The 25,064-nt window shown below is 56.0% G+C and carries 23 protein-coding genes; 21 read left to right on the top strand and 2 right to left on the bottom strand.

Going from position 1 to position 25,064, the window contains the following annotated elements; all coding sequences use genetic code 11:
- The first annotated feature begins 29 nt into the window (after window positions 1-29).
- The 8 genes from OS242_RS06110 to fabZ all read left to right on the top strand — a co-directional run bounded on the left by OS242_RS06110 (window position 30) and on the right by fabZ (window position 8,024).
- The gene (locus OS242_RS06110) at window positions 30-1,898 is read left to right on the top strand and encodes a LysM peptidoglycan-binding domain-containing protein (protein ID WP_267150770.1); all 1,869 of its coding nucleotides are present in this window, start codon (window positions 30-32) and stop codon (window positions 1,896-1,898) included.
- Window positions 1,899-1,986: 88 nt separating this feature from the next.
- Entirely contained in the window at window positions 1,987-2,991 is a 1,005-nt protein-coding gene (gene spoIID, locus OS242_RS06105; RefSeq protein WP_267150769.1) for a stage II sporulation protein D, read from the top strand.
- Window positions 2,992-3,096: 105 nt separating this feature from the next.
- Complete coding sequence (locus tag OS242_RS06100) at window positions 3,097-4,083, top strand: peptidoglycan DD-metalloendopeptidase family protein (protein ID WP_267150768.1); 987 nt, start codon at window positions 3,097-3,099, stop codon at window positions 4,081-4,083.
- 199 nt (window positions 4,084-4,282) lie between these two features.
- The gene (gene spoIIID / locus OS242_RS06095; RefSeq protein WP_267150767.1) at window positions 4,283-4,591 is read left to right on the top strand and encodes a sporulation transcriptional regulator SpoIIID; all 309 of its coding nucleotides are present in this window, start codon (window positions 4,283-4,285) and stop codon (window positions 4,589-4,591) included.
- A 130-nt stretch (window positions 4,592-4,721) separates the two neighbouring features.
- Complete coding sequence (gene mreB / locus OS242_RS06090) at window positions 4,722-5,750, top strand: rod shape-determining protein (RefSeq protein ID WP_267150766.1); 1,029 nt, start codon at window positions 4,722-4,724, stop codon at window positions 5,748-5,750.
- Window positions 5,751-5,780: 30 nt separating this feature from the next.
- The gene (locus tag OS242_RS06085) at window positions 5,781-6,599 is read left to right on the top strand and encodes a flagellar hook-basal body protein (protein WP_267150765.1); all 819 of its coding nucleotides are present in this window, start codon (window positions 5,781-5,783) and stop codon (window positions 6,597-6,599) included.
- A gap of 13 nt (window positions 6,600-6,612) precedes the next feature.
- Window positions 6,613-7,437: a flagellar hook-basal body protein gene (locus OS242_RS06080; protein ID WP_267150764.1), complete on the top strand. Its 825-nt coding sequence runs from the start codon at window positions 6,613-6,615 to the stop codon at window positions 7,435-7,437.
- A gap of 155 nt (window positions 7,438-7,592) precedes the next feature.
- Complete coding sequence (gene fabZ, locus OS242_RS06075; protein ID WP_267150763.1) at window positions 7,593-8,024, top strand: 3-hydroxyacyl-ACP dehydratase FabZ; 432 nt, start codon at window positions 7,593-7,595, stop codon at window positions 8,022-8,024.
- A 113-nt stretch (window positions 8,025-8,137) separates the two neighbouring features.
- Here fabZ and OS242_RS06070 read toward each other — a convergent pair whose 3' ends face one another.
- Window positions 8,138-8,707 carry a sigma-70 family RNA polymerase sigma factor gene (locus tag OS242_RS06070; RefSeq protein ID WP_267150762.1) on the bottom strand — a complete coding sequence of 190 codons (570 nt, stop codon included), beginning with the start codon at window positions 8,705-8,707 and terminating at the stop codon, window positions 8,138-8,140.
- 301 nt (window positions 8,708-9,008) lie between these two features.
- On the opposite strand from OS242_RS06070, the gene OS242_RS06065 reads away from it, so the two are divergent.
- Entirely contained in the window at window positions 9,009-9,431 is a 423-nt protein-coding gene (locus OS242_RS06065; RefSeq protein ID WP_267150761.1) for a hypothetical protein, read from the top strand.
- Here OS242_RS06065 and OS242_RS06060 read toward each other — a convergent pair.
- Complete coding sequence (locus OS242_RS06060; RefSeq protein ID WP_267150760.1) at window positions 9,392-10,048, bottom strand: YigZ family protein; 657 nt, start codon at window positions 10,046-10,048, stop codon at window positions 9,392-9,394. The two genes, OS242_RS06065 and OS242_RS06060, sit on opposite strands and share 40 nt — an antisense overlap.
- Before the next feature lie 164 nt (window positions 10,049-10,212).
- Between OS242_RS06060 and OS242_RS06055 the strand changes: the two genes are divergently transcribed.
- The 12 genes from OS242_RS06055 to OS242_RS06000 all read left to right on the top strand — a co-directional run bounded on the left by OS242_RS06055 (window position 10,213) and on the right by OS242_RS06000 (window position 24,980).
- Window positions 10,213-10,905: an S-layer homology domain-containing protein gene (locus OS242_RS06055; RefSeq protein ID WP_267150759.1), complete on the top strand. Its 693-nt coding sequence runs from the start codon at window positions 10,213-10,215 to the stop codon at window positions 10,903-10,905.
- A gap of 2 nt (window positions 10,906-10,907) precedes the next feature.
- A complete protein-coding gene (locus OS242_RS06050; RefSeq protein WP_267150758.1) occupies window positions 10,908-12,266 on the top strand; it encodes an O-antigen ligase family protein in 1,359 nt (452 codons plus the stop codon).
- Between the two features lie 19 nt (window positions 12,267-12,285).
- Complete coding sequence (locus tag OS242_RS06045) at window positions 12,286-13,419, top strand: glycosyltransferase (protein WP_267150757.1); 1,134 nt, start codon at window positions 12,286-12,288, stop codon at window positions 13,417-13,419.
- 539 nt (window positions 13,420-13,958) lie between these two features.
- Entirely contained in the window at window positions 13,959-16,901 is a 2,943-nt protein-coding gene (locus OS242_RS06040) for an S-layer homology domain-containing protein (protein ID WP_267150756.1), read from the top strand.
- Between the two features lie 157 nt (window positions 16,902-17,058).
- Window positions 17,059-17,634 carry a hypothetical protein gene (locus OS242_RS06035; RefSeq protein WP_267150755.1) on the top strand — a complete coding sequence of 192 codons (576 nt, stop codon included), beginning with the start codon at window positions 17,059-17,061 and terminating at the stop codon, window positions 17,632-17,634.
- A 115-nt stretch (window positions 17,635-17,749) separates the two neighbouring features.
- The gene (locus tag OS242_RS06030) at window positions 17,750-18,931 is read left to right on the top strand and encodes a helix-turn-helix domain-containing protein (RefSeq protein WP_267150754.1); all 1,182 of its coding nucleotides are present in this window, start codon (window positions 17,750-17,752) and stop codon (window positions 18,929-18,931) included.
- Window position 18,932: 1 nt separating this feature from the next.
- Window positions 18,933-19,088, top strand: a complete 156-nt coding sequence (locus OS242_RS06025) for a hypothetical protein (RefSeq protein WP_267150753.1) — start codon at window positions 18,933-18,935, stop codon at window positions 19,086-19,088.
- Window positions 19,089-19,248: 160 nt separating this feature from the next.
- Entirely contained in the window at window positions 19,249-20,541 is a 1,293-nt protein-coding gene (locus OS242_RS06020) for a helix-turn-helix domain-containing protein (protein ID WP_267150752.1), read from the top strand.
- A gap of 51 nt (window positions 20,542-20,592) precedes the next feature.
- Window positions 20,593-21,783 (top strand): stalk domain-containing protein, encoded by a 1,191-nt coding sequence (locus OS242_RS06015; RefSeq protein WP_267150751.1) that lies wholly within the window; start codon window positions 20,593-20,595, stop codon window positions 21,781-21,783.
- A 124-nt stretch (window positions 21,784-21,907) separates the two neighbouring features.
- Window positions 21,908-23,080 (top strand): stalk domain-containing protein, encoded by a 1,173-nt coding sequence (locus tag OS242_RS06010; protein ID WP_267150750.1) that lies wholly within the window; start codon window positions 21,908-21,910, stop codon window positions 23,078-23,080.
- On the top strand, window positions 23,077-24,045 hold the full coding sequence (locus OS242_RS06005; protein WP_267150749.1) for an immunity 26/phosphotriesterase HocA family protein: 969 nt from the start codon (window positions 23,077-23,079) through the stop codon (window positions 24,043-24,045). The genes OS242_RS06010 and OS242_RS06005 overlap by 4 nt, the downstream gene beginning before the upstream one ends.
- A 545-nt stretch (window positions 24,046-24,590) precedes the next feature.
- The gene (locus OS242_RS06000; RefSeq protein ID WP_267150748.1) at window positions 24,591-24,980 is read left to right on the top strand and encodes a hypothetical protein; all 390 of its coding nucleotides are present in this window, start codon (window positions 24,591-24,593) and stop codon (window positions 24,978-24,980) included.
- Window positions 24,981-25,064 lie beyond the last annotated feature (84 nt).

Raw genomic sequence — 25,064 nt, 5'->3', positions numbered from 1 at the left:
GGATCTAGCAAAAGGAGGTATTCCTGCTGATGCCACATCCTCCGTACATTCTGCGTGAAAAATGGGTGCAGACGCAAAACGGCGGCGAGCTGCACGTTTTCCTTCGCCATCTGGACTTTTTGGCAGAGACCGGCGGTCCGCTCGGGGAAGAGGAGCGCAACGAGCGCGTCGAGATCACCGTGCGCCGCTACCTGGCCGATAAATACGCCGGTTCCTCGATCAAGACGGTCAAAGTGTTTCTCGGCTCGATGCTGCTCGTAACGATGGCGGGCGGTGAACTGGGAGGCAAGACCGGGCTCGGCTCACAGACCGCCTACGCCGCATCCACGATGCAACTCTACCTGAACGGCGTGCAGTGCGTGGCGTGCACGCCGCAGATGCAAAACGGGCATCTGATCGTCCCGGTCCGGCCGGTGGCGGAGGGACTTGGCGGGACGGTCAGCTTCGACTCCGCGACGCGGCAGGTCACCGTCACACGGGGCGCGTTGAAAATGGTCTTCACCATCGGTAGCAACCAAGCGGTCGTCGGCGGCCGCACCATCACGATGGAGGAACCGCTGACGCTGATCGGCAGCACCTCCTACGTCTCGGCTGAGTTTCTCGCACGCCAGATGGGGGCGAACTACGTCTATGACACGTACCGCTCCGCTGCCGTGCTGTCGATGCAGCCGAGCGAAGTCTACACTGTGCAGAGCGGCGATTCGCTGTGGAAGATCGCCACGAATCGCGGCACCACCGTCGATGCCATCCAGCGGCTCAACGGCATGACGGCCACCGCCGGCCTCTATCCCGGTGAAAAGCTGCTCATCCCGGCCAAGGCCATGCTCTACACCGTGCAGCCGGGCGACTCGCTGTGGCTGATCGCAGCCCGCTTCAACGTGACGATCAGCGCGATCAAAACGGCAAACGGGCTGACCACCGACACGCTCACCGTCGGCAAACAACTGACGATCCCGGCATCTGCCGCACCTGCACCGACAGCACCGACTCCCGCGCCGACACCGACCGCGCCTGCGCCTGCCCCGACGACCGTCACGTACACGGTCGTCGCCGGAGACTCGCTCTCCGTGATCGCAGCTCGCTACGGCACGACGGTGACGGCGATCCGCACGGCGAACAACCTGACGAGCGACATGATCTACGTCGGGCAAAAACTGACGATCCCGTCCGGCACCGCCACGCCGACGCCGACGCCGACAGCCCCCGCTCCGGCCCCGGCAGCCGGCGAATACATCGTGCAGCCGGGCGACACCCTGTCCGGCCTCGCCGCCCGCTACAACACGACGGTGGATGCGATCAAGCAGGCCAGCGGCATGACCGGCGACTCGCTGATCGCCGGCCAGCGGCTGATGATCCCCGGCTACGTGCCGCCACCGCCGCCTGCGGAGAGCTACCTGAGCGGCGCCGACCCGACCGCCGTCGCGCAACTGGGCAACGCAAACTTTATCTTCCCGTTTCAGAGCCGCACCGGCTACGACCCGTTGCGCGACACATGGGGCGACACCCGCACCTACAATCCGACGACCGGCGAATACCGCCAGCACGAAGGCACCGACATCATGGCCCCGTCCGGCACGCCGCTCGTCTCGGTCGGCAGCGGCGTGATCACCAACTACGGCTGGAGCGAACTGGGCGGCTGGCGAGTGACGATCCGCCTCGACAACACCGACTACTCCGTCTACTACGCCCACATGTCCCGCTATGCCCCGGGGCTTGGCAAAGGCGTGCGGGTCAGCAAAGGCCAGTTGATCGGCTACGTCGGTGCCACCGGCTACGGCCCGGAAGGCACGACCGGCAAATTTGCCCCGCACCTGCATTTCGGGCTGTATGACAACGCGGCCGGATTTGCCGCGATCAATCCGTATCCGTTCCTCAAGTACTGGGAGACTCGCCTCTAAAGGCGGGTCTTTTTTCATCGCATAACCCACTTGCTCCTCTCATATCATTTCGTAGAGTTGAAAATGAGACAGGGAGGACGCTCCATCGATGAAAAAAAACGCACTCCTGATCTTGATCGTGCTGCTGACGATCACGGCGGTCACGGTCTTGTTTCCGGCCGCATTGATCTCGCTCTGGCCGTCCGGCAACGGGCCGGACGACGAGCAGCGCGGACTGGTCGAACTACAAGTCGCCGATGACGACATTCCCATCCGCGTGCTCCTCAAAGATCAGCAAAAAGTCGTGACCATGCCTTTGGAAAAATACGTCCGCGGCGTCGTGGCGGCCGAGATGCCGGTCACCTTTGAAAAAGAAGCTCTGAAAGCGCAGGCGATGGCCGCCCGCACCTATGTCGTGCGCCGTCTCGCCTCGGGCGGAACAAAAGAGGATCCGTATGACGTCAGCGACGACCACACCGAAGCCCAAGCGTATTCCACCGATGAGAAGTTGCAAAAGCGCTGGGGCATGATCGAATACGCGCAAAACCTCTCCAAGATCAACGAGGCGGTCAACGAGACCAAAGGCCGGGTGCTGCTCTACGACGGCAAGCCGATCGAAGCCCTGTTCTTCTCCACGTCCAGCGGCAAGACGGAAAACTCCGAAGACTATTGGGACAAGTCGCTCCCGTACCTGCGCTCCGTCGCCTCGCCGTGGGATGAACAGTCGGACAAATACACCGCACAGACCACGATGTCGCTCCAAGACATGCGCGCCAAACTGGGCGTCACTTCCGCGCTGACCGCCTCCAATCTGAACGCCGTGCTGCAACCGATGGAGAAATCGGCCAGCGAACACATCAAAAAGATCCGCGTCGGCGATCAGACGTTCTCCGGCCGCGAGTTTCGGGAAAAGCTCGGCCTGCGCTCGACGTGGTTTACGTGGAAAGCGAACGGCGACTCGATCACCTTCTTCACGCGCGGCTTCGGACACGGCGTCGGTCTCTCGCAGTACGGAGCCAACGGCATGGCCAAAGACGGCAAGAAAGCGGACGAGATCGTCCGGCACTATTACCAAGGCGTTCAGATCGGCGATCTCAAAGAGGTAATCGAATAGGGTTTGCAGCGAAACCGATTTTTATCAAAAAAATTTCCCAATCGCCGTCCGTGCACGTATACGACTCTCGCAATCGGTCGAGAATGTGCTACTGAGGTGATTGAGATGAACAACAACGAAAACAAAAACAACAACAACCAAGAAGAAACCAAAGGCACGACCCCGCAAAACTCCGGCGGCAAGTCGATCTTTGGCAAGCGCTGGACCTTCCCTGTCATCTATCTCGCAGCGTCCGTCCTCATCGTAGGTTTGATGTACTCGCAAAGCAAGGACGCCGAGGACTACAGCATGGACCCGTCGAACCAAGGACCGATTGCAGGACCGTCCGTACCGGGTGACAGCCCGAGCGCGCCCGTCACGTCCACCAACTTCGTCTGGCCGGTGGGCGAAGGCGGCGAAGACGCCGTGATCTCCCTCGACTTCTACCGCGAAGATGCAAGCGAAGACGAACGTTCGATGGCAGTGATCGCGTACGAAAAGACCTTCACCCCGAACCAAGGTGTCAACTTGGGCCTTGCAAACGACGCGTCCTTCACCGTCATCGCGGCTGAAAAAGGCACCGTCCTCGATGTCAAGGAAGACCCGCTGATGGGCTGGACCGTCGAGATCGACCACGGCAACGGCTACACCACCTACTACGCATCGCTCTCCGGCGTCGAAGTGAAAAAAGGCGACAAAGTGATGCAGTCCCAGCCGATCGCCAAGACCGGCAACAACAAATTTGAAGTGGCGGAGAAAAACCACCTGCACTTCGAAGTCCGCAAACAAGGCGCAGCGGTCGACCCGCAAAGCCTGCTCCCGAAAAAACCGTCCGCCTACGAGCAAGCCAAAGCGGCGGGCAAGCTGAAAACCGAAGACGCGTCCGAAACTTCCACCAAGCCGGAAGAGAAGAAAGACGGCGCAGCGGCCGGCACCAGCCAGGAAACCAACAAAGACGCGAACAAAGACTCCGGCAAGCAAGAGGAAAAAACGCCGGACGGCGCAGCAAAATCGACCGACACCCCGGCTGAGAAAGACGCGGCTACGGATGCTGACAAAAAAGAAGCTCCGTCCATGATCGAGAGCAACGGCCCGGACCACGGCGTCAACTAATGATGAGAAAAACCGCTCCTGACACGATCAGGGGCGGTTTTCTTTTTGTCGCCCCAATTCTAGTATAGCCGTGAGATAACGAGAGATAACCGCCGTAAATCTGCGCTCAGAGCTTGTCAGGGCTCATTTTTGGAATATGCCGTACACTCCCCCATATACATGTAACAGACAAACCGATGAACATGGGGAGGCGAAGGGAGTGCACGATTACATCAAAGAGCGCACCCTGAAGATCGGCGAATACATCGTGGAGACCAAAAACACGGTCCGCACGATCGCGCGTGAATTCGGGGTCTCCAAAAGCACCGTGCATAAAGACCTGACCGAACGGCTGCCCGAGATCAATCCCGACTTGGCGAACCGGGTAAAGGAGATTCTCGAATACCACAAGTCGATCCGGCACTTGCGCGGCGGCGAGGCGACCAAAAAGAAATACCGGAAAGACGAAACAAAGCGAAAAGTGGCGAAAAACCTGCAAGTGGAAAGAGGGGTTTCCTCTCCTCTGTAGAATGTATAGGAGCGGATTCTCAGCAAACTTAGCCTCATTTGTGCGGCAGACAGTAGGACACGGTTCAACACCGATGAGACTTCGCTTTCTTTATGACAGCATATGAGGCTAAGGGAGGAAGACAAGAATTATGTTCGGAATCGACATCGGTGTTGACCTGGGCACGGCGAACGTGCTGGTCCACGTGAAGGGAAAAGGCGTTGTGCTCGATGAGCCTTCCGTGGTAGCCATCGACTCTCAGACGAAAAAGGTAGTGGCAGTCGGCGAGGAAGCGCGCCGCATGCTGGGGCGTACGCCAGGGCATATCGTGGCGACTCGCCCGTTGCGTGAAGGTGTGATCGCCGACTTTGACACGACGGAGATCATGCTCCGCCATTTCATCCAAAAGTCGATCGGCAAAGGGCCGTTCAAACGACCGCGCGTCATGATCTGCGTGCCGTCCGGCATCACGTCGGTCGAGCAAAAAGCGGTCATCGAAGCGGCGGAGCGCACAGGCGCCCGTCAGGTATACCTGATTTCAGAACCGAAAGCAGCGGCCATCGGAGCGGGGCTGGATATCTTTGAGCCGTCCGGCTCGATGGTTGTTGATATTGGCGGAGGTACGACAGACGTCGCAGTTCTCTCTCTGGGAGATGTCGTCACCTCCAATTCTATACGCGTCGCAGGGGACAAGTTTGACGACGCGATCATTCGCCACATCAAAAAAGAACACTCCTTGTTGATCGGTGAACGAACGGCTGAAGAGATCAAGATCCGCGTCGTTTCGGTCTTTCCGAACGCGCGCGATGAGAAGCTCGACATTCGAGGTCGCGATATGATCAGCGGGTTGCCCAAAACGGTCGTCGTCCACTCGGAAGAGATGCGCGAGGCGCTGCAAGAGACGGTCGACATGATTGTGGCCACCACGAAAAACGTATTGGAACGGACCCCGCCGGAACTGGCGGCCGATATTTTTGACAAAGGCATCGTGCTCACGGGCGGCGGTGCACTCCTGTTTGGCCTCGACCGCCTGATGCAGCAGGAGTTGCAAGTGCCTGTCCACATCGCCGAAAACCCGATGCTTTGCGTCGTGCGCGGCACGGGCATCGCCTTGGACAACCTGTCCAAAATGTCGCGGTCGATATTCAGCAAGAAAACCGGTGCAGGATACGTAGGCTAATTCCACTATCTATTTTTGGAGGTTTGAGAGATGATTCGCGGACTCTACATTGCCACATCCGGCATGACGGCCAATGAACGTCTGCAGGAGATGAACTCGAACAACATCGCCAACGCCAACACGATCGGCTACAAATCGGACGACGGCGTCGTGCGCTCCTTCCCGGAGCTGCTCGCCTACCGTCTCAAGGATGACAAAGGCGGCGTCGGCAAAGGTGACAACGTGGCCATCGGCCAACTCGGCTACGGGGCTGCCTTGGAAGAGATGGTGCCGCGATTTGTACAGGGGCTACTCAAAGAGTCGGACAACCCCTACGCCCGCGCCATCCTCGACACCCCGCCGGGTGCGGAGGAACCGAACCGCCGCTCGTTCTTCCCGGTGAGCGTCGGCAACGAGACGATGTACACCCGGGACGGCGACTTTAAAGTGCAGACCGGCACCAACTACCTCGTCACCACAAAAGGCGACGCGGTGTTGCCGATCAACGCAGCCACCGGCGACGTGATGCAAAACGTGCGCATCCGCGTCCAAGCGGACGGCACCTTCCAATATGTCGATGCGGCGACCGGACAGCCTTTCGTGGCTCCGGGTCAGCAGCCGACGATGGGCGTCGTCGACATCGTCGACAGTCACGCACTTCGCAAATACGGCGAGACCTATTTTACCGGTGGACAAGCTGAGCAAGGCACCGGCCGGATCGTCGAGCGTCAGTTGGAGCAGTCCAACGTCGACCTCGCCGCGTCGATGGTCTCGATGATGAACGTCATGCGCAGCTACGAAGCCAACCAGCGCATGATCCGCACGTTGGACAGCACACTGGAAAAGGCCGTTTCCATCGGCAGACTGTAGAGGAGGAGAAGAGATGCGCGCATTGTGGACTTCGGCGAGCGGCCTGAACGCCCAGCAGATCAAGCTGGACACGGTCGCAAACAACCTCGCCAACGTGAACACCACCGGATACAAGTCTCAAGACGTCAACTTCAAAGACCTGCTCTACGCGCAGTTTGTGCAAAAGCCGGACGTCGGCAACCTGACGAACCGCCTGACCGAGCCGGGTCTGCGCATCGGGCACGGCGTGCGCGTGACCGGACTTGCGCAGTCGATGGCGCAAGGGTCGTTGCAACAGACGACCCAACTGCTCGACGTCGCGCTGGAAGGCAACGGATTTTTCAAAGTCGAGAGCGACTCGAACAACACCTACACCCGTGACGGCTCGTTTAAGGTCGGGATACTGAACGATGAGCCGTTCCTCGTCGATGCCAGCGGCCGCCGTTTGCTCGATGCGGACAACCGTCCGATCTCGTTGGCCGGATATGACATCGAGACGCTGACCGTCGCTCCGAACGGCACCTTGAACGCCGTGCAGACGGGTCAAGGTACGCGTGAAGACATCGCCGTGCTCCAGATCGCGGTGATCGACCACCCGGATGCAAACTTGCAACCGGCGGGCGGCAACTATCTGGAGCTGAACGCGGGCGTGCCGGCCGGCACCGTTCGCAACCAGAACAACTACGCAGCCGGTGACCAGCCTGCCAAGGCTCGCCAAGGCTACCTCGAAGGATCGAACGTCAACATGGCTGCGCAGATGACCGAGATGATCGTCGCACAGCGCGCCTACTCCATGAACGCCAAAATGGTGCAGACGGCCGACGAGATGATGGGTCTGGCGAACAACCTGCGCAACTAAATGGGAACGATAAAAAGCACCTCCTGCGTTAAGGGCAGAGGTGCTTTTTATATAAACTTCTCCAGCCGGTAAGGACTTGCGAGAAGGTACGCCTAGTATGTGTTTGACCCTTGCCCGCTATACAGGTATCCTAGTATTAGGAGGAGGTCATAAACTTGAACATCGAAGAGATCCAAGCGACGATCCCGCACCGCTATCCGTTCCTTTTGGTCGATAAAATGGAAGAGGTGGTCGTCGGCGAGCGCGCCGTCGGCATCAAGAACGTCACGATCAACGAGCCGTTTTTCCAAGGCCATTTCCCAGGGTATCCGGTCATGCCGGGCGTTTTGATCGTCGAAGCGCTGGCACAGGTCGGTGCGGTGGCGATGCTCTCCAAAGAGGAGAACAAAGGCCGTCTCGCCTTCTTTGCCGGCATCGACGGCTGCCGGTTCCGCGGACAGGTGCGTCCGGGTGACACCCTGCGCCTCGAAGTGGAGATCACCCGCCTCAAAGGCCCGATCGGCAAAGGCAAAGGCACCGCCTACGTCGACGGCAAAGCCGTCTGCGAAGCCGAGCTCATGTTTGCCCTCGGCGAAAAACAAGACTGACACACACGCAAGCCCCAAGACCCGGTCAACGACCGGGTCTTTTTTATGGCCCACAGTTAGCAGCCCAAGATCTGAAAAGATTCGGTTTCCACCGGGTCTTTTTTCTTTGCCCGTTATCTTCCCAGTTCTGCCCGGATCTTGGCGAAGGCTCGTTTCTTCCACGTCTTGACCGTGTCGGGGGAGACGCGCTCTTGCCGGGCCAGTTCGGCCATCGTCAGGCCGTCGATGACGATCCGCTCGACGACCAGCATCTCCCGCTCCGACAGCGAGGCCAGCAGCGACCGCCACTCCAGCTCGGAAAACGCCTCGCCGCTGTGCCCGTCCGGCCATTGCTCCAGCAGCGACGACTCCTCCTCGCCCGACGTGCCGGCCGGGCGGTCGGCCAACTCGCGGGAGTGGTTGCGTTTGCGGACGCGAATCCATTGCCACACCGCCTCCCGTGTCTTCGCTTTTGCATATCCGGGAAACCCGCTGCTCTTCTCCGGGTCAAAGTCCCTCACCGCCTTCAAAAATCCGATATACGCCTCCTGCTCCAGATCCTTTCGCTCGGCAGGCGACACCGAAAAACGGCGGCACGCCGACCGAATCAGATTGTCAAACGATTTCAGCAGCTCGATCATCTGTGCTCCGTCCGACCTCGCCGCAACCACCGCTGCCGTCCAATCTTGCTGTTCCTGCGCCATCTGTCAAAAGCCCCTTTGTTCGGGGACCGGTCCAACCTGTGTCGTATACGCACTCTCAGCATAAAAAGGGGCAGCCCTCCCGTCGAAGCGGCAGCCGCCTCGACTCGGCACCGACTCAGCCTGAGTCGAACCGGAGTCAGTTTCAGTCGCCAGAGACTTGACGCCGTCTCCGCGTCCCGCTACAATCAATCCGCCAATCAAAAATAAATTACTAAAGGGGTGTACACTATAAATGAATGTAATCAGTAAAATACATGAAATCGGCGCACTGCGCCCGGTGTACGTGGATGGGGGAGGGGATATGACCGAAGTCTTGCTGGTCAACGGAGAGACGGGGCTCGACCCAAGGCCGGTGCCGGTCGTCTTGAAAGGGATCGCGCGCTATTTCGGTGTCGATCTGACCGCAGTTCGGGAGCGATATGGGGATATACTAGGAAGAAGATTGCACGTGCCCCTGCCATTGGCACCCGATCTGGTGCTCGTCCCGGTCAAGATGCGGCAGCCGCGCGTGCCCAAGGACGGCACGACCGGCTACGTCTGCGCCCGCTACGTCGAACGGGTGCGACCGGGGAGCGAACAGACCCGCTGCACCCTGCACCTCCAAGGGGCGGGGCGTCTCGACTGTCTGCAAAGCGAAGACTTCGCCAAAGCGCAGATGCGAAACGCCCTGATCGTGGAGACGTTTTATCGGGTGCTGATCAACTTGCCGTCTTCTACAAAATAATAGCGCTGCTCGCCGTTTGCGATCTCCGCTTGTCCATTCGTCGCGTTGATCAATTGCTTCCGGAAGCGTTCCGCCTCGTCGACCGGCACCAGCGCATGCACCGTGACGCGGTCGAGATACTCGATGCGGTCGATATAATAGTCGTCGACGCCGTGGATCTCATTTTCCACCTTGCCAAGCCACGAATAGTCGATGGCGACGGCGATCTCCTGAAACAGTTCGCGAGTGACGATGCGGGCCGCATGCAGCGCCGTCGTCGTGCCTTGCGAGTAGGCGCGGATCAGTCCGCCCGCTCCGAGCATGATGCCGCCGAAGTAGCGGGTGACGACGACCGCCACATTTTTTAAGCCTTCCTTTTTGATCACTTCGAGGATCGGCTTGCCAGCCGTGCCGGCCGGTTCGCCGTCGTCGTTCGACTTTTGCACCTCGTCATGCTGTCCGAACACATAGGCGTAGCAGTTGTGCGTGGCGTCCCAGTGCTTTTTTTGAATCGACTGGATAAAGGCCAGCGCCTCCTCCTCCGACGCGACAGGCGTCGCATAGCCGATGAAGCGGGACTTTTTGATGAGGATCGTCTCTTCCGCCGGGGCGAAGAGCGTTTTGTATGATTTGAGCAACGGGCAGCCCTCCTGATCTCTGATTCTTTTCATCTATCGTACTGCCTTTTCTTCCTGTCATGCAACCGAAAGGGGATTGTTAACGTCCTATTCATTGACGACACACGGATGGAGTCTTACAATAACAGAGTGTTTGCAGGCAGTATCAAAAACGGAGGAATACTATGCGGACAAAGACGAAATGGTTCACCGGGATCGTACTGGTCCTCTATTTACTGGACATTCTCTTCTTCTACAAACTCCCGTTCGGCTCGACGATTTTTCGCGACGTGCCGGGCGATCATTGGGCGCTCGGCGACATTGAGTACATGTACAATGAAGGTCTGATGCGAGGGCGGGACAAGGAGATCTGGAACTTCTACCCCGCAGAGCCGATGACGCGCGCCGAACTGGTTGCGCTGATGCTCAAGGTCGACGAACCGGGTCTGGAGACCGTCGATCTGCCCAAGCCGCAACAGATCAGCTACACCGACGTACCGCTGGAGCACTGGTCATCCGGCGTGCTGGCCGAAGCGGAAAAGCGCGACCTGATCCCGTTCCGGGATGTCGCCGGTCAACCGACGTTTAAACCGGATCAGCCGGTCACCCGGGGCGAGCTGGCCCAAGCGGTGGTGAAAGCTGTGAACGTGCCGCTGAACACCAAGTCGGTCGACCTGCCGGACATCGCTGGAACGCCGTACGAAGACGCGATCAAGACGATGGTCAACCGCGAGTACGCCAAAGGCAACGTCGACGGGCTGTACAAGCCGGACGAGATCGCCAAGCGTGAACAAGTGGCGAGCCTCTTCGCCCAAGCTCTGCAAGATCTGCGTCCCAAAGACGACGCCAAAGAGAAAAGCAAGAAAGGGGGCAAATAACGATGGGAGCCACTCCGCTCGCGTCTATCCAGCAGCCCCGACTGCGTGACTTTACGTACTATCTGCTGTTGATCCTCGCCCTGTTTGGCATGACCAACTCCATCGTCCGGGACATCCTCGGCGCGGTGCCGGGTCTTGGCATGTTCGGCGGCATCTGGAACGAAGGCCTGATGTTCCTGCTCTACATCGCCTTCTTCCTCAAGTCCCGCGCCGAGGGTCGCATCGACTGGAAAGCGACCCGCCTGCACTGGCTGATCCTCGCGACGTTCGTGACAGCCGTGCTGTCGATGTTTGCCAACTGGATCTTCAACCCGCAGTCGCTCGACATTTCCAAAGGCTACGGCAACTATTTCTGGGTCGACGTGCACGCGTCGCTCCCGGCTGCGATCTACGGCATCCGGGCGTTGCTGGAGTACACCCTGTACTTCTTCGTCCTCAACGCGCTGCTCGATGACGAAGTGACGATCAAAGACATGATCAACGTCATGATCGTCGCCGCGACCGCCGTCGCCCTGTACGGCATCTACCAGAAACTGTCCGGCATGGAGACGCCGAAGTCGTGGACCTACTCCGAGGCGGAGTCCGGCCTTACGATCCGCGTCTTCTCCACCATCGGCAACCCGAACTCCCTCGGCGGCTACATGGTGCTCGTCGCGCCGATCGCCATCGCCCTGACCCTCTGGGCGAAAGACTGGACCCGCCGCCTGCTCTACGGCAGCGCGTCGCTGCTCATGTTGGCGTGCCTCCTGCTCACCTTCTCGCGGGGCGCATGGATCGGATTTATCGCCGGCATGGCGCTGTACACCCTGATCACCCGCAACAAATGGCTGGCTCTGATCGGCATCGGCGGCCTCGTCGCCGCACCGTTTGCCGCGCCGGACGTCGTCGACCGACTGTTGCTGGCGTTCACGCCCGAATATCTAGAGAAGGCTTCGAACAAAGGCCGCGTCGAGTTTTGGGCACGGGCGTTCAACATCTGGAAAGAGTCGCCCGTCTTTGGCGCCGGGATCGGCACCGTCGGCGACACCGTCGCGCTGAAATTCAACATGCCGGGCGCGACCTGGATCGACAACCAGTACATGCGCGTGCTGGCGGAGATGGGCATCCTCGGATTTGTCGCCTACGTGGCGATGCTGCTCACCCCGGTGTTCGCCGGCATCAAAAACGTCTTTGCCGCAAAAGCAAACTCCTCGTACCTGCACGCGTTGAACGCTGGCATTACGGCGGCAATTTTTGGTATGATTGTGGAGAACGTCACGGCTGGTATTTTTGAAAATGAAGTCGTCATCACCACCTTCTGGCCGTTGATCGCGATCTTGTACGTGAGCATCCGTTTGATCAACGGGAAGGCAAACGCATAAACGACAGGCGGGATGTACAGTGGAAGCGCCGATACGCGTCCTCTATCTGATCGGAGGCGGCGAGTTCGGAGGTGCCGAACAGCACCTGATCGGACTGGTCAACAACTTGGATACGCATCAATTCCACCCGCAGGTGGCTGTATTCTATGAAGGAGAGTTCTCTGCGCGGGTGCGGCGGCTCGGCATTCCGATCACCGTGCTCAAGAGCGGTCGCAAGGAATGGGGCGGCCTGCACCCGGTGCGGGATCTCATCAACGATTGGCGGCCGCACGTCATCCACACGCACGGCGTGCGGGCCAACCTGATCGGGCGGCTGGCCAACCGTCAGGCCGGCTATCCGGCCCGGCTGATCACCACCGTGCACAGCATACTGGCTCTCGACTACCCGATGTATTGGAAGCGGCTCCTGTTTGCTTCCTTCGAACGGCTGACGTGGCCGTTCGTCCATCACTTCATCCTCGTCTCGCGGGCGATGAAGGAAGAGCATCTCAAAAAGGGACTGCCCGAGAGCAAACTGAGCGTCGTGCACAACGCGATCGAACTGCCGGAGCAGCCGCAGGAACATGTGCCGGAGACCTCGCTGCGCGAGTTGCTCGGAGTGGGCGACGATGTGACCATCGTCGGCACCGTGGCCCGGCTGCACACCGTCAAGGGTCACACCTATCTCCTGCAGGCGATCCAAAAGGTCGTCGCCGAAGATCAAAACGTCGTCTTTCCTTGGTTTGGCGACGGGGACCTCTACGAAGAGCTGCAGGCGGAGGCCAAGGCACTCGGCGTCGAGCGGTACATCAAAATGCTCGGCTTCCGGCAGGATGTGCCGGATCTGTTGCCGCAGCTCGACGTGTTTGTGCTCCCGTCGCTCTCCGAAGGGCTGAGCGTCGCGCTGCTCGAAGCGCTGGCCGTCGGCGTCCCGGCGATCGCGACGGCGGTCGGCGGCTCGCCCGAGGTGATCGACTCCGGCGAGGACGGCCTGCTCGTGCCGCCCGCCGACCCGGAGGAGCTGGCTCAGGCGATCTGTCTCCTGGTCAAGGACAAGGAGCTGCGTCTGCGCATGGCAAAGGCGGGTCAAGAGATGGTCTACCGCCGCTTTACTCTGCCGCGGCTCGTGCGGGAGACGACAGATGTCTACAAAAAGATGATCGCAAGCAAATAAGAAAGACATACATGAACCCCTGCTCTCATAGATTGAGTAGGGGTTTTTGCTTGCCCTACAGAAAAATTGATTGCCAAACTTTGGACGCTCGTCTAAAATTATTACTCGAGTACATAAAAAGTGCTAACGCCGGTGATCAATTTGGGTAATTCTGTTAGTGGAACATGGAATTGTTTGTCGAAAAATGATTTGTGCCAAAAAAGGGACAAATACATTTTTTAGTAGACAAAAAATGTCTACCAGCTAGTGACAAACTATTTCAAGTTTGCTAATATACAAGCATAGGCTCGAGCCCTTGAGAAACTTAACCGCCGCGGGACTGTCATGAGAGCCCCGCCGGGGAGTGGTTCTGGCGCCACCGGAACCACGAACTGCTAGCCAGCCTGTCGCTTCGAGCCGATTCGACAGGAGCATATATCCCTCAAGGGTCTATACAATTTGCACAAGAGGTTTGGAGGAGTCATGCGAGCCTTTCACTGTTGCAAGACTCGCAGCCTGATTGCTACCAGATCTCGAAGAACCGAAGGAGGAAGACCTAAGTGAAAAAAGGCAACAAACTGACCGCTGCTGTGACTGCATCCGCAGTTGTAGCTGCAATGGCAGCACCTGCTTCCGCAGCGGTAAACTTCAACGACATCAACAACAGCTTTGCAAAGGACGCGATCCTGAAGCTGGCAGAAATGGGTATCCTCAACGGTAAAGGCGAAGGCACCTTCGACCCGACCGGCAACGTTACCCGCGCAGAGTTCGCTAAGATCCTGGTTCTGTCCCTCGGCCTCAAAACCGACGCAGCTCCGGCGACCGGCACCTTCTCCGACGTTGGCACCGACCACTGGTCCTACAAGTACGTCGAAGCAGCTGCTGCAGCGAAGCTGATCAACGGCCTCGGCGACGGCAAGTTCGGCCCGTCCGAGCAACTGACCCGCGAGCAAATGGCTACCCTGTTCGTCCGCGCACTGGGCACCAACGTTGCTGGCAAAGCAGCTGGCCTGACCTTCACCGACAAGGCTTCCATCTCCTCCTATGCAGCTGACTCCGTTGCATACGCAGTAGAAAAAGGCCTGATCAACGGCGTTGGCGGCAACGCGTTCAACCCGCAAGGCACCGCTACCCGCGAAGCTGTTGCTAAGGTTGCAAACCTGTTCCTCGACATCGTGAAGAAGGGTGAACTGGGCGTCATCGAAGGCGACACCAACGTCGGCATCGGCGAAAAAGTTACCTTCAAAGTGAAAGACTACACCGGCCCGGTAACCTGGTCTGTCTCCGGCAACGGCGTCATCGACCAAACCGGTACCTTCGTCGGCAACGCTGCTGGCAAAGTAACCGTAACCGCTACCGCTAACGGCAAGTCCGTAACCAAAGAAGTTCAAGTTTACGGCGCAGCTGCTTCCGTTAAGTTCGGCGCAGTAAAAGAGCTGGTTGCTAACAGCGAATCCACTCAAGAAGTTGCTCTCGAAGTCGTTGACGCTAACGGCAACCTCGTTGAGAACTTCAACGGTTTCGTTGACCTCGCGATTGAAGAAGGCCACATCAACTTCTTCGCGAACAACGCGAAAGCTGGCGTAACCGCTGCTGCTAAGAAGATCACCAACGGCGTTGTGAAGTTCACCATCGCTTCCAACACTGACATCGCTGGTCTCTCCGACACCATCGTTGCTTCGAACCTCGTAAACGCGAACAGCATCGCGGTTAAAGGTTACGAAAACGTATCGGTCGAAGTTTCCACCGTTGACCAAATCGCAACCGCTGTCAAGCTGACCTCGGAACACGACGTACTGGCTGCTAACGAAGGCCTCGACACCTCCGTTGTCACCATCACTGTTGTTGACCAAGACGGCAAAGAAATGGTTGCTGGCACCCACGGTCTGAAAGTGAACATCTCCGGTCCGGCTGTCTTCAACGACACCGCAGACACCGTTGAAAAGTCCCTTTCCTTCGTAGGCGGCGCTGTTGCTGATCCGTCCGTTACCGTTCGCGCTCTGAAAGGTAAAACCGGCAACATCGTTGTTACCGTTACCTCTGAAGGCCTGACCACCGGCACCGCGACCATCAAGTCCGCTGTGGCTCAAGACCTGAACAAACTGACCGTTAAGAACGCTGTTTCCACCAACACGAACAACACCGTAGTTCAAGGCGAGGCTCTTGACTTCGTAGTTGGCGCAGTTGACGAAAACGGCACCCCGATCCGTCAATACGACGCTGCTGGCGGCGCAGTAACCGTCTATGTAACCAAAGACGGCAAAACCGCTACCAACATCGAAGTTAACGGCACCGCGGTTACCAAAGACGGCGTAGTTCTGACCGACAACAACATCGCGATCACCGCTACCGGTGCAGCTGCTGGCACCTACAAGCTGGTCGTGAAGGATAACGCAGCAACCGGCGCTCTGAAAGCTGCAGACGAACTCACCTTCGCTCTGACCGCTGACGTAGCAACCGACCTGTCTCTGTCCGAAGGCACCGACTACGTTCCGGCTTCCAACCCGACCACTACCTTCACCGTTCAAACCACCGACCAGTTCGGTAACGCGGTTAAGAAGGAAGGCGTCGAAGTTACCTTCACCGCAACCAACGTTAACTCCGGTTCCGCTGCGAAGGCTTCCTTCAACGGCAAGACCGCTAAGACCTCTACTGAAGGCGTACTCGTGACCGCAGTCACCGACGCTGAAGGTAAAGCAACCGTCAACTTCACTTCCCAAGGCTACAACATGGAGTCCTGGAACGTAGAAGCTACCGCAACTGACTTCGACAACTCCGACGTTGAAAACGTAACGGTTGTCACCATGCCGGTAGCACAAGTGAAACTGGCTCTGAAAGGCGATGTTGATCCGGTAACCTCCGTTGGTTCCTCGACCAAGATCACCGCTGGTTCCACCTTCTCCACCATCCAAATCTCCCAGCATGACGCTTACGGCGCGGAAATCGATCCGGCGACCGGCGAAAACGATCGCGTAAAAGTGACCGTTTCCAACGTCAACGCTGTTGAGTGGGCTGCTGCAACCCCGGGCGTTTCCGTCGACGAAGAAGCTGGTACCATCACCGGCCGCGTAACCGACGTGAACACCTACCTGGCTACTCTCGTGGCTGACAAAGCTGGTACTGTTTCCTTCACCGTAACGGATCTCTCGATCCCGAACGCGAAGTCCGCTACCGCTTCCATCCGCGTTGTAGCTGGCGCACTGGACGGCTTCCTGCTGTTCGGCGCTGATGGCAAAGAAGTTACCGATCTGACTGTTGAAGCGAACAAGGAAGTTGCACTGACGCTGAAGCCGGTTGACGCACAAGGCAACCCGGTTGTAGCTGAAGGCAACCTCAACATCCTGCTCGGCGACGCTGACACCGGTTCCTTCCGCACCACTTCTGGCGGCGCACCGGCTGCAGGCAACGTTGTTTCCTTCAAGGACGGCGCTACCTCCAAGACCGTTTACTACGTAAACGCAACTGCTGGTACCTACACCCTGTCCGCAGTGGTTCAACCGTAGTTCCTACGGGAGCTCAAATAAAAAAGAGTCGGGACTTTTGTCCCGACTCTTTTTTATTTGTTACAGGATTTTCATATCCCCCCAGTAACCTCAAATTGAACCACGTCTTGTATTATGTTATCCTTGCTACGAGTCGTATTAGAGGAGGACATGAAACATGAACAACGGCAAACGCGGCCTCTGGGTCGCTGCTCTCGTCGCCGTGCTGGCGATTGGCGGCATCGGCTACTATGCGATGGACGATAAGAAAGAGACTTTGACCACCGAAGTAGGGGTTAATACCCCGAAACAAGAGAACGAGGTCCCGAACCCGCTTGCAAACGCCAAGCCGGTCGACCTGAACACCTTCAACTCCAAAGAAAAAGAACTCACCGACGAAGCAGTGAAGATCTACGAGCAGATCAAGGCGAAGACCGAAGAGCTGAAAGCTGGAACCATCACCCCGGAAGCCTTCAAAACCGCAATGACCCCGCTCAACGACCAGATGAAAGCCAACTGGGATGAATACAAGAAGTTCACCGAAAACAACGCCCTCTCCGACGAAGAGCGCAACTCCCCCGCCTTCAAAGAAGGCGTCCAAATCGCCTCCAGCATGCGCCTCGACGCGTATACCTTCCTGATCAACGCCACCAACGGCGAACCGACCAAGGACGAGATCCTCGCGTCGTATGAGCAGAACCTGGCGCAGTTCGAGACCAAGTTGGAGACGTATCGTTCGAAGACCAAAGCGTAAGGCGAAAAAAGCTACCGATATGGATATCGGTAGCTTTTTTCATTTCTAAATAGTCTGTACGCATGGATTATTCAGTTGTATAATTTGGAGAAGAACAGGATCGGAGGTTTCAAACGTGACGCAGTTGGGTGCATCTCCATACACGGCCCTCGATCAGATCCCCATCGGCAGACGCATACGCGAGATCATGGCGGAGAAGGGCAAATATTATTCTCTCGCAGCGATGTCCAAACGTTTGGGAACCAATCGTGAGACGTTCAGATCGATGTTGAACGGGCAACGGGAGATCTACAATTTTGAACTTGAGAAAATTGCCACCGATCTAAAAATAACGGTGGCAAGAATCAGGCAAACTGATTGCACTGAGATCGGAAATAGATTGAAGGAACTATTGAACAAACAATCGTACCCGGAGGAAGCTCTTGTTCTCTCCTTGCAATTGCTTGCGACAAGCAAGGGAGTAACAGAGCGTTGCTATGCTCGACTCCGAGTAGGTTTCGCGCAATTTTTAAATAAGAGCTACGAACACGCACATGATTCATTGATCGAAGCCTATCAGCAAGCTGTGTATATTGAAAAAGAATACGGAGACACAGATTTATACTCGCTTGTTCTAAATGCCTTAATGGACGTATACACGGCACTTGGCAACTATTTAAATGCCTCCAAAATACTTCGTGAGGTAGAATCGGTATTTCAGGAGGACCCAACACGTCGGTCAGCGATTTGCTATCAACATGCAAAAATTAGAGAGAGCGCGAAAGATATTCAGGGTGCAAAGAAATTTGCTTACCAATCGGTACACCATGCGATGCAAGCGAACAAGAGGACGCTGATCGGTAAGACAAAAGTGAATGCTGCACACTATGAGTACCTCACACAAAACTATGAACAGGCACAGGAACTTTTGGAACAAGCGATTGACGACCTCGAAGAAGACGTGTTTTCGCAGCAGATTGCAAGAAAGGAATTGGTTAAGACTCTGATCAAACTCAATAGGAATCAAGCTGCCGCAGTTTGGATACAGTCAACGTTATCTTCCTTGACAGATCAACGGGTCTCCCCACTGAGAGGGAAGTTGCTGGTCTTGCTTTCGCGGGCGCTCGATGAGCCGACTCATGCAGAACTTGTGTTTCAGGAGGAGGAGTATAGCAGGAATGTTCGATATGTAGCTTGCAGATATTTAATGCACCATTTCCGTGGCAAAGGCGACTCAACAAAATTCATCTATTATTATGAGCGGGGAGAGGAACTATCCTCATCCAGTATGGACATCCTCGATGAAGGAGCGTTGTGAGATGAAGAAAGGGTTACTGTTTGTTGCTGTGATTGTTTGTGCCGGCTTGCTTTTCTCAGAGGTAACACAAGTAGTGGAGACGATTCCGATTGGTGGGTCACTGGCGAAGCAGGTAGCGGAGACGATTCCAATTGGCGGTTTCTCGATTCGGGTTTAAAACATCCCTATTTGATAGGGGTGTTTTTTATTTGCCAATAAATTATCTGACTACTATTGGCATCGAGAATAGTAGCAATCAATGGGCTGGGAATTGAACCATTTATAAACAATACCTGATAGAATTGCACTACAAAGTAACGATCAGAGGTGGTTAATTTATGTTCTCACTTGGTCAACGTCTACGCGAAATACGCTTGAAAAAGAAAATGACCCAGATCGATCTCGCAAAAGGGATCTGCACGGCTTCCATGATCTCGCAGATCGAATCGGATCGTGCCCGTCCGTCGTACAAGATGCTGATCGCCATCGCGGAACGGCTGGACACACAGCTTGAGACATTGCTGATCGACACCGACATGAACCTCGAACACGTCAGCGCCTTTAAAATGGCGCGGGCACTGGTCGGGGCCAAGGAATATCCATCCGCGATCCCCTATCTGGAGGAACTGTTGAAGGAGCAACGCTCCCAGGTCTCCACCATCGACATCCAACTGGAACTCGGTGAATGCCTGCTCCACACCGGCGATCTGGACCGAGCGGAGAAGCAACTGCACGAGGTGCAGGAATGGGGCGTGCTGCGCCAAGATCATCACAAGGTCGCCCGCACCCTGAAACTGCTCGGGGAGATCGAGGAGCGGCGCAGACGGTACCCGTTGGCCGCGTTTCTGTGGGAGAAGGGTCTCGCCAGTCTGGAGAGGATGGACCACCCAGACCTGTTCCTGCGAGCGGAGATCCTGCATGTGCTCGGCACCGTGCAACTCAAAATGGAGCGGCCACACGACGCACAGCGGTACTTGGACGAAGCGGCCGCGCTCTATGCTGGAACTGACAACCTGCGAGCCATCGGGCACGTCTACCTCGGGCTGAGCACGAGCTACCAACAGCAGAACGACCTGCAAATGTCGGTCGACTACTCGGAGCGTGCGGCCGGGATCTTCAAGGGGCTGGAGGATCGCCTGTTCGTCCTGCGCAATCAGGTGACATCCGCCATCTCTCACATCGCATCCGGTCAAGCAGAGGAAGCCGAGCCGATGTTGCAAGACGCCTACAAGCAGTTCGTCTGGATGGGGCAGATCGAGGAGGCCGGCACGACGCTGGTTGAGATCGCGAAACTGATGAGTCACCTCGGGCGTTGGGAGGAGTGCGAGGCTGCGTGCTTGCAGACGCAGAACGTGTTGCCGGACCATCACATCTGTCAGGCGTGGGTGCATCGCCTGCGGGCGAAGGTGGACCTCCACCTGAGACAGCAGCGACAGACCGCGATCCACCGCTACCAAACAGCGGCCGAAGTGTATTTGCAGCAAAAGGAACTGCGGGAGTATGGAGACACGATGTTCGAACTGTCCTGTGTGTACGTGGAGGTGAAAGAGTACGGTCAGGCTTACAAGATCATGGATGAGGTGCGCAACCAGACGCATGAGGAACTTTTGAGGAGGGGGATCGTGTTGTGATGTAGAACTTGGTAGTAGTAGATGATTCAGCCTGTTAGGAGGTTTTATGAGTTGAAACGTTTGAAGGTCGTAGCCCCTCTTTTCGTCGCTGCTATGTTTGTCGGGACTCATCCTGTAGAAGTGTCTGCTGATGAACCGATTCGTGTCTTCTTTGATTATAAAACGCAAGCCTACGACCAACCGCCGCTGCTGGTCGAAGGTACCACGCTCGTCCCGATGCGCGGCCTCTTTGAAAACCTCGGTGCAGACGTGACATGGGACGATGCGAATCAAAAGATTATCGCCACAAAGAGCAGCGCGACTGTTGAATTGCAGGTCGGCGTGCAGACGGCGAAAGTGAACGGCACGACTCTGACCCTGACGCAAAAGCCGCAGATCGTAAACGGCCGTACCCTCGTGCCGCTGCGATTTGTCAGCGAGTCGCTGGGGGCGGAGGTCAAGTGGCATGGCGAGTCGCGCACGGTGGAGATCTTCAGCGCGGAGGAGCGGTTGTACAACAGTGTGCGGGCAGGGGATTGGGACACGTTCGTGTATTTGCTGAACCTCGGCCATGTAGACCCGGATGGAAACGGCCGGGATAACCCTCTCAGCATGGCGGCGATCGTCGGCTCGCGTGATTCGCTTGCCAACGAGATGATGACCAAGCTGTTGCATGCGGGGGCTGATCCGGATTATCAAAATGAGATCGGGAACACCGTGCTGATGACGGCCGCCTATATGGGCAATCAAAACGGAGTGGAAATCCTGCTGGAAGCAAAGGCGGACGTCCACCTGAAAAACAAAAAGGGAGCGACGGCTCTCTGGCAAGCGGCTGCCGAAGAGGAACTGGGCATCGTCGACCTGCTCCGAGAAGCGGGCGACACCGAGACGCAACCCCCGCAGTTGGCAGACGCACAGACGGAGGACGAGGTGATCGATGTCCTGCACTTCCATCTGAGCCGCACAGTCATCGACGGCCAGTATGAAAACGACTACGGTTTGTCGCGTATGGAAGCACTCATGTTCCTGAATCTGGGGACGAAGGAGTACTACGACGCTTACCAACAACTGTCCGAGACAGGGAAAAAGAAACTGCTCGTCGAGTATGCGCAAGACCACTGGGGCTTTGTGCTCGGGATGGACCACTGCTATACGATCCTGTCTTATCTGGGCCAGCCGCTGATCGGGATTGATGTTACCGGTGAGACTAAGATCGAGGATGCGAAGATCGTGTATCCGAAGGATGGTGGGTTTGATTTTTAGTAATGATTAGGGATCAATTTGTGAGAACCTCTTTGAAGTCTTCCGTTTCATGCTCGGAAGACTTTTTTGTGTTTTTAGAATCTACAACGTGGTAATATGTGGTTATTAATTGCTGGGGGGAGTCATGTTGAAACGCGCTTTCTCGCTTTTGTTCGTCACGTTGCTGACGATTACCAGTCCTGTGCCTGTCTCTGCACAAGTTCCAATTGGGGTTCTGTTGGATTACGAAGTCCAAACCTATGACCAACCGCCGCTCCTCGTCGAAGGCACCACTCTGGTCCCGATGCGCGGGATCTTTGAAAGCCTCGGGGCTGAAGTAAAGTGGGATGGGATCAATCAAAAGGTCATTGCCACGAAGCGCAACACGACTGTGGAATTACAGATCGGAGTGCAGACTGCGATTGTGAACGGCATCTCTCTGACTCTGGCTGAAAAACCGCAACTTGTAAATGGCCGCACTCTCGTGCCGCTCCGGTTTGTCAGTGAAGCCCTCGGGGCAGAGGTGGAATGGGACGGCGAGACGCGCGTGGTGTGGATCGTCAGCGCAGAACAACGCTTGTTATCCAGCATGAGAGTCGGGGATTTGGAGACGTTTGAGTCTTTGCTGCATCAAGGCTCCGTCGAACTGGGCTGGAAAAACGAAACCGGCTTCAACCTCCTTCACTTTGCCGTCGAGTACGGGGCCGAAAAACCAGTCGTGAACGAGATGATGCGTACCTTGCTTAAAAAGGGTGTCGATCCTGATCTGCAAACAAGAGGTGGGGTGACTCCTCTCATGACTGCAATCGTATCGGGCAACGAAGAGGCTGTCGACATCTTGCTGGATGCCGAGGCTGACATCCATGTCAAAGACAACAACGGCAGGACGGCTCTCTGGCTCGCGGCCGCGCATGATCATGGTTCCATCGTGACCGCTCTTAAACAACGGGGCGATACGGAGACCAGGACGCCGTCTGTGGCAGATGCGCAGACCGAAGAGGAAATCATCGAGATCCTGCACTACTATGTGATGCCGACCATCCTCAGCGACGGAACAGATCCTGATATCGGTGCGATGCTGCAACTGACGTTTCTGAGCGATGAGCTTCGCGACGAGTTTATGAAGCTGTCCATGTCGGGCAAAAAGCAGTTTGTAGTCCAGTATGTACAAGATCACTGGGGGGATCTGCCTCATGATCGGATCTGGGATGTGCTGGTTACAGATTATTCCCAATGGCTGATCGGAACGGATGTCAGGTATGGGATGAACCCAGAAGATGCGAAGATCTCGGACTTTGTACATGGTGACGCACAATGACTCAAATCCTCAAAATCAAGATGTCGAGAAAGAAGCCGGAGCCTGGAGATGTCTTTGTCGTGCAGCCGAGAGAAGGTTTGTATTTTTACGGCAAAGTGATTCAGGAGGTAGCACTGGAGATAGACATCGGTAGCAGGTGCATGCTGGTGTTTCTCTATCGGACATGTTCTGAACAGATGGAACTACCAGATGAATTAGATCCGGACAACCTCTTGATTCCCCCGTTTATTGTGACCGGGTATCCTTGGAGCAGCGGCTATTTTTATACGGTCGGAAACCTGGGTGTGACCCAGAAGGATGACTCGCTGGACTATGGTTTTTTTAACGCATTAAAGGTGGAAAAACGATACAAAGATGCGAAGGGAAATCCCCTGAGTCATGTTCCGAAGATCCGCGTTCCCTATGGCATCTACACGTTGTATCACGTTGAAACGGGAATCGAGAAGTATATGCAAGAGGCCGGACTCGGTGGATTCAGAATTCCGACAGAACTCGTTCGAATTGAACTCAGTTCAAAGCGACCGCGGGAAGGGGATGTGTTTGTCTTTCAGCCGCATGAAGGGGTCTACTATTACGGACGAGTGATGCGTACAAAGCTTGAAAGCAAGAGTTCGACCATCAAAGGAAAGAATTTGGTCTATCTCTACAATCTGCATTCTCACACACAGGAGATGCCGGACCGTCAAGCTCTGTCGCCTGACAATCTCCTGATCGCGCCTCATGTTGTGACGGCCAGTCCTTGGTTGAACGGATATTTCAAGACGATTGGGAACTATCCGGTGCAGGAGCAGGAGTTCTCGAAAGATACAGGATTTCGAGTCCACCGCACAGGTGATTTGGTGGATGTGGAAGGCAATCCCCTTGATTTTGAACCGAGAATGACAGCTCCTTTCACGACGCAGGAGTATTGGGTGATCGGGAAAGTCGTGCACAGGCGACTCTTGGAGATGGAGGGGGAAGCCTGATGATGCGTCGTTGGGGATTCATCATACTCCCGATCCTCACATTGATCTGCCTCTACTTCCCCAACTTTCTGTGGTTTGGATCGGGGTTTTATGCATGGTCTGTGGTGGTATGGGCGAGGAACAAGGAAATCACGCTGAGTCGCAAGTTTTAACTCGCGGCATGCGTGCTGGGCTTTACCATCCTGTCACTGAAAGTGGCTGAGTATGCGCTGACGCCAATGATGGAAGCCGGTATCGCGCTTGTTATCTTACTGGCAGTGCAGGCAGGTGTATCGATTTGCTATTTGTTGCGCCCTTACATTGCTCTGCCGATCTGGGCAGGTATCATGATTGTGTTTTGGACGGCAATCGAGTCTTAGTTGAGCAGGGGGAGGTGTATTTATGAGCACGAGATATGCAAATGTAATCGTAAAAGGCAATCAATCCACAGAAGTGTGCGATGCGTTATCAGAACTTTTGAGAGCAACAGGTCGAGGCAGGGAAGGGATTTTCTTCAATCATGACCCGATCTATGTAGGCATGTGACGCCAGGGTGGACAACGGTCATGCACAGTACGTTTGAATGGCTAACGGTTCATGAAGTGGCTGAACGGTTGTCAAAACACCTGCGTTCAGAAGTGATATCGATCGCGTATCATTATGATCAAATCTTCGAGATGACCATTTACAGAAACGGGTTGAAGATGACCACGCATAGGTCAGGAGATTATCTTGACGTGTGCGAGGTTCCATATCTTCTTGGAGATGTAGAAGGGATGATTCGAGTTTTTGATGCGGATCTTGAGAGTCAACAGATCGTCGACATCCTTAAAATAAAAGACATTCGTCAGAAGGTATGGGACTTGGAAACTAGTTTTAATATTTCCTTGGAGAATAAGTCGGATTGGTTCGAAATGCTTGAGTCTGAAGTCAAGGAAATCTTTGTTCTTATCTAGCGCTTTTACGATGCTACGGGACATGCCCTGCTTACAGGGTATGTCCCGTAGGTCTTTTCTCCCAATTCCTTTAAAACCAAGAAA

The organism is Tumebacillus lacus, assembly GCF_026410385.1.
In the GTDB taxonomy this organism is placed as follows: Bacteria; Bacillota; Bacilli; order Tumebacillales; family Tumebacillaceae; genus Tumebacillus; species Tumebacillus lacus.
Note: the sequence above shows the minus strand (reverse complement) of the source record. Positions and strands in the feature narration are given on the sequence as shown.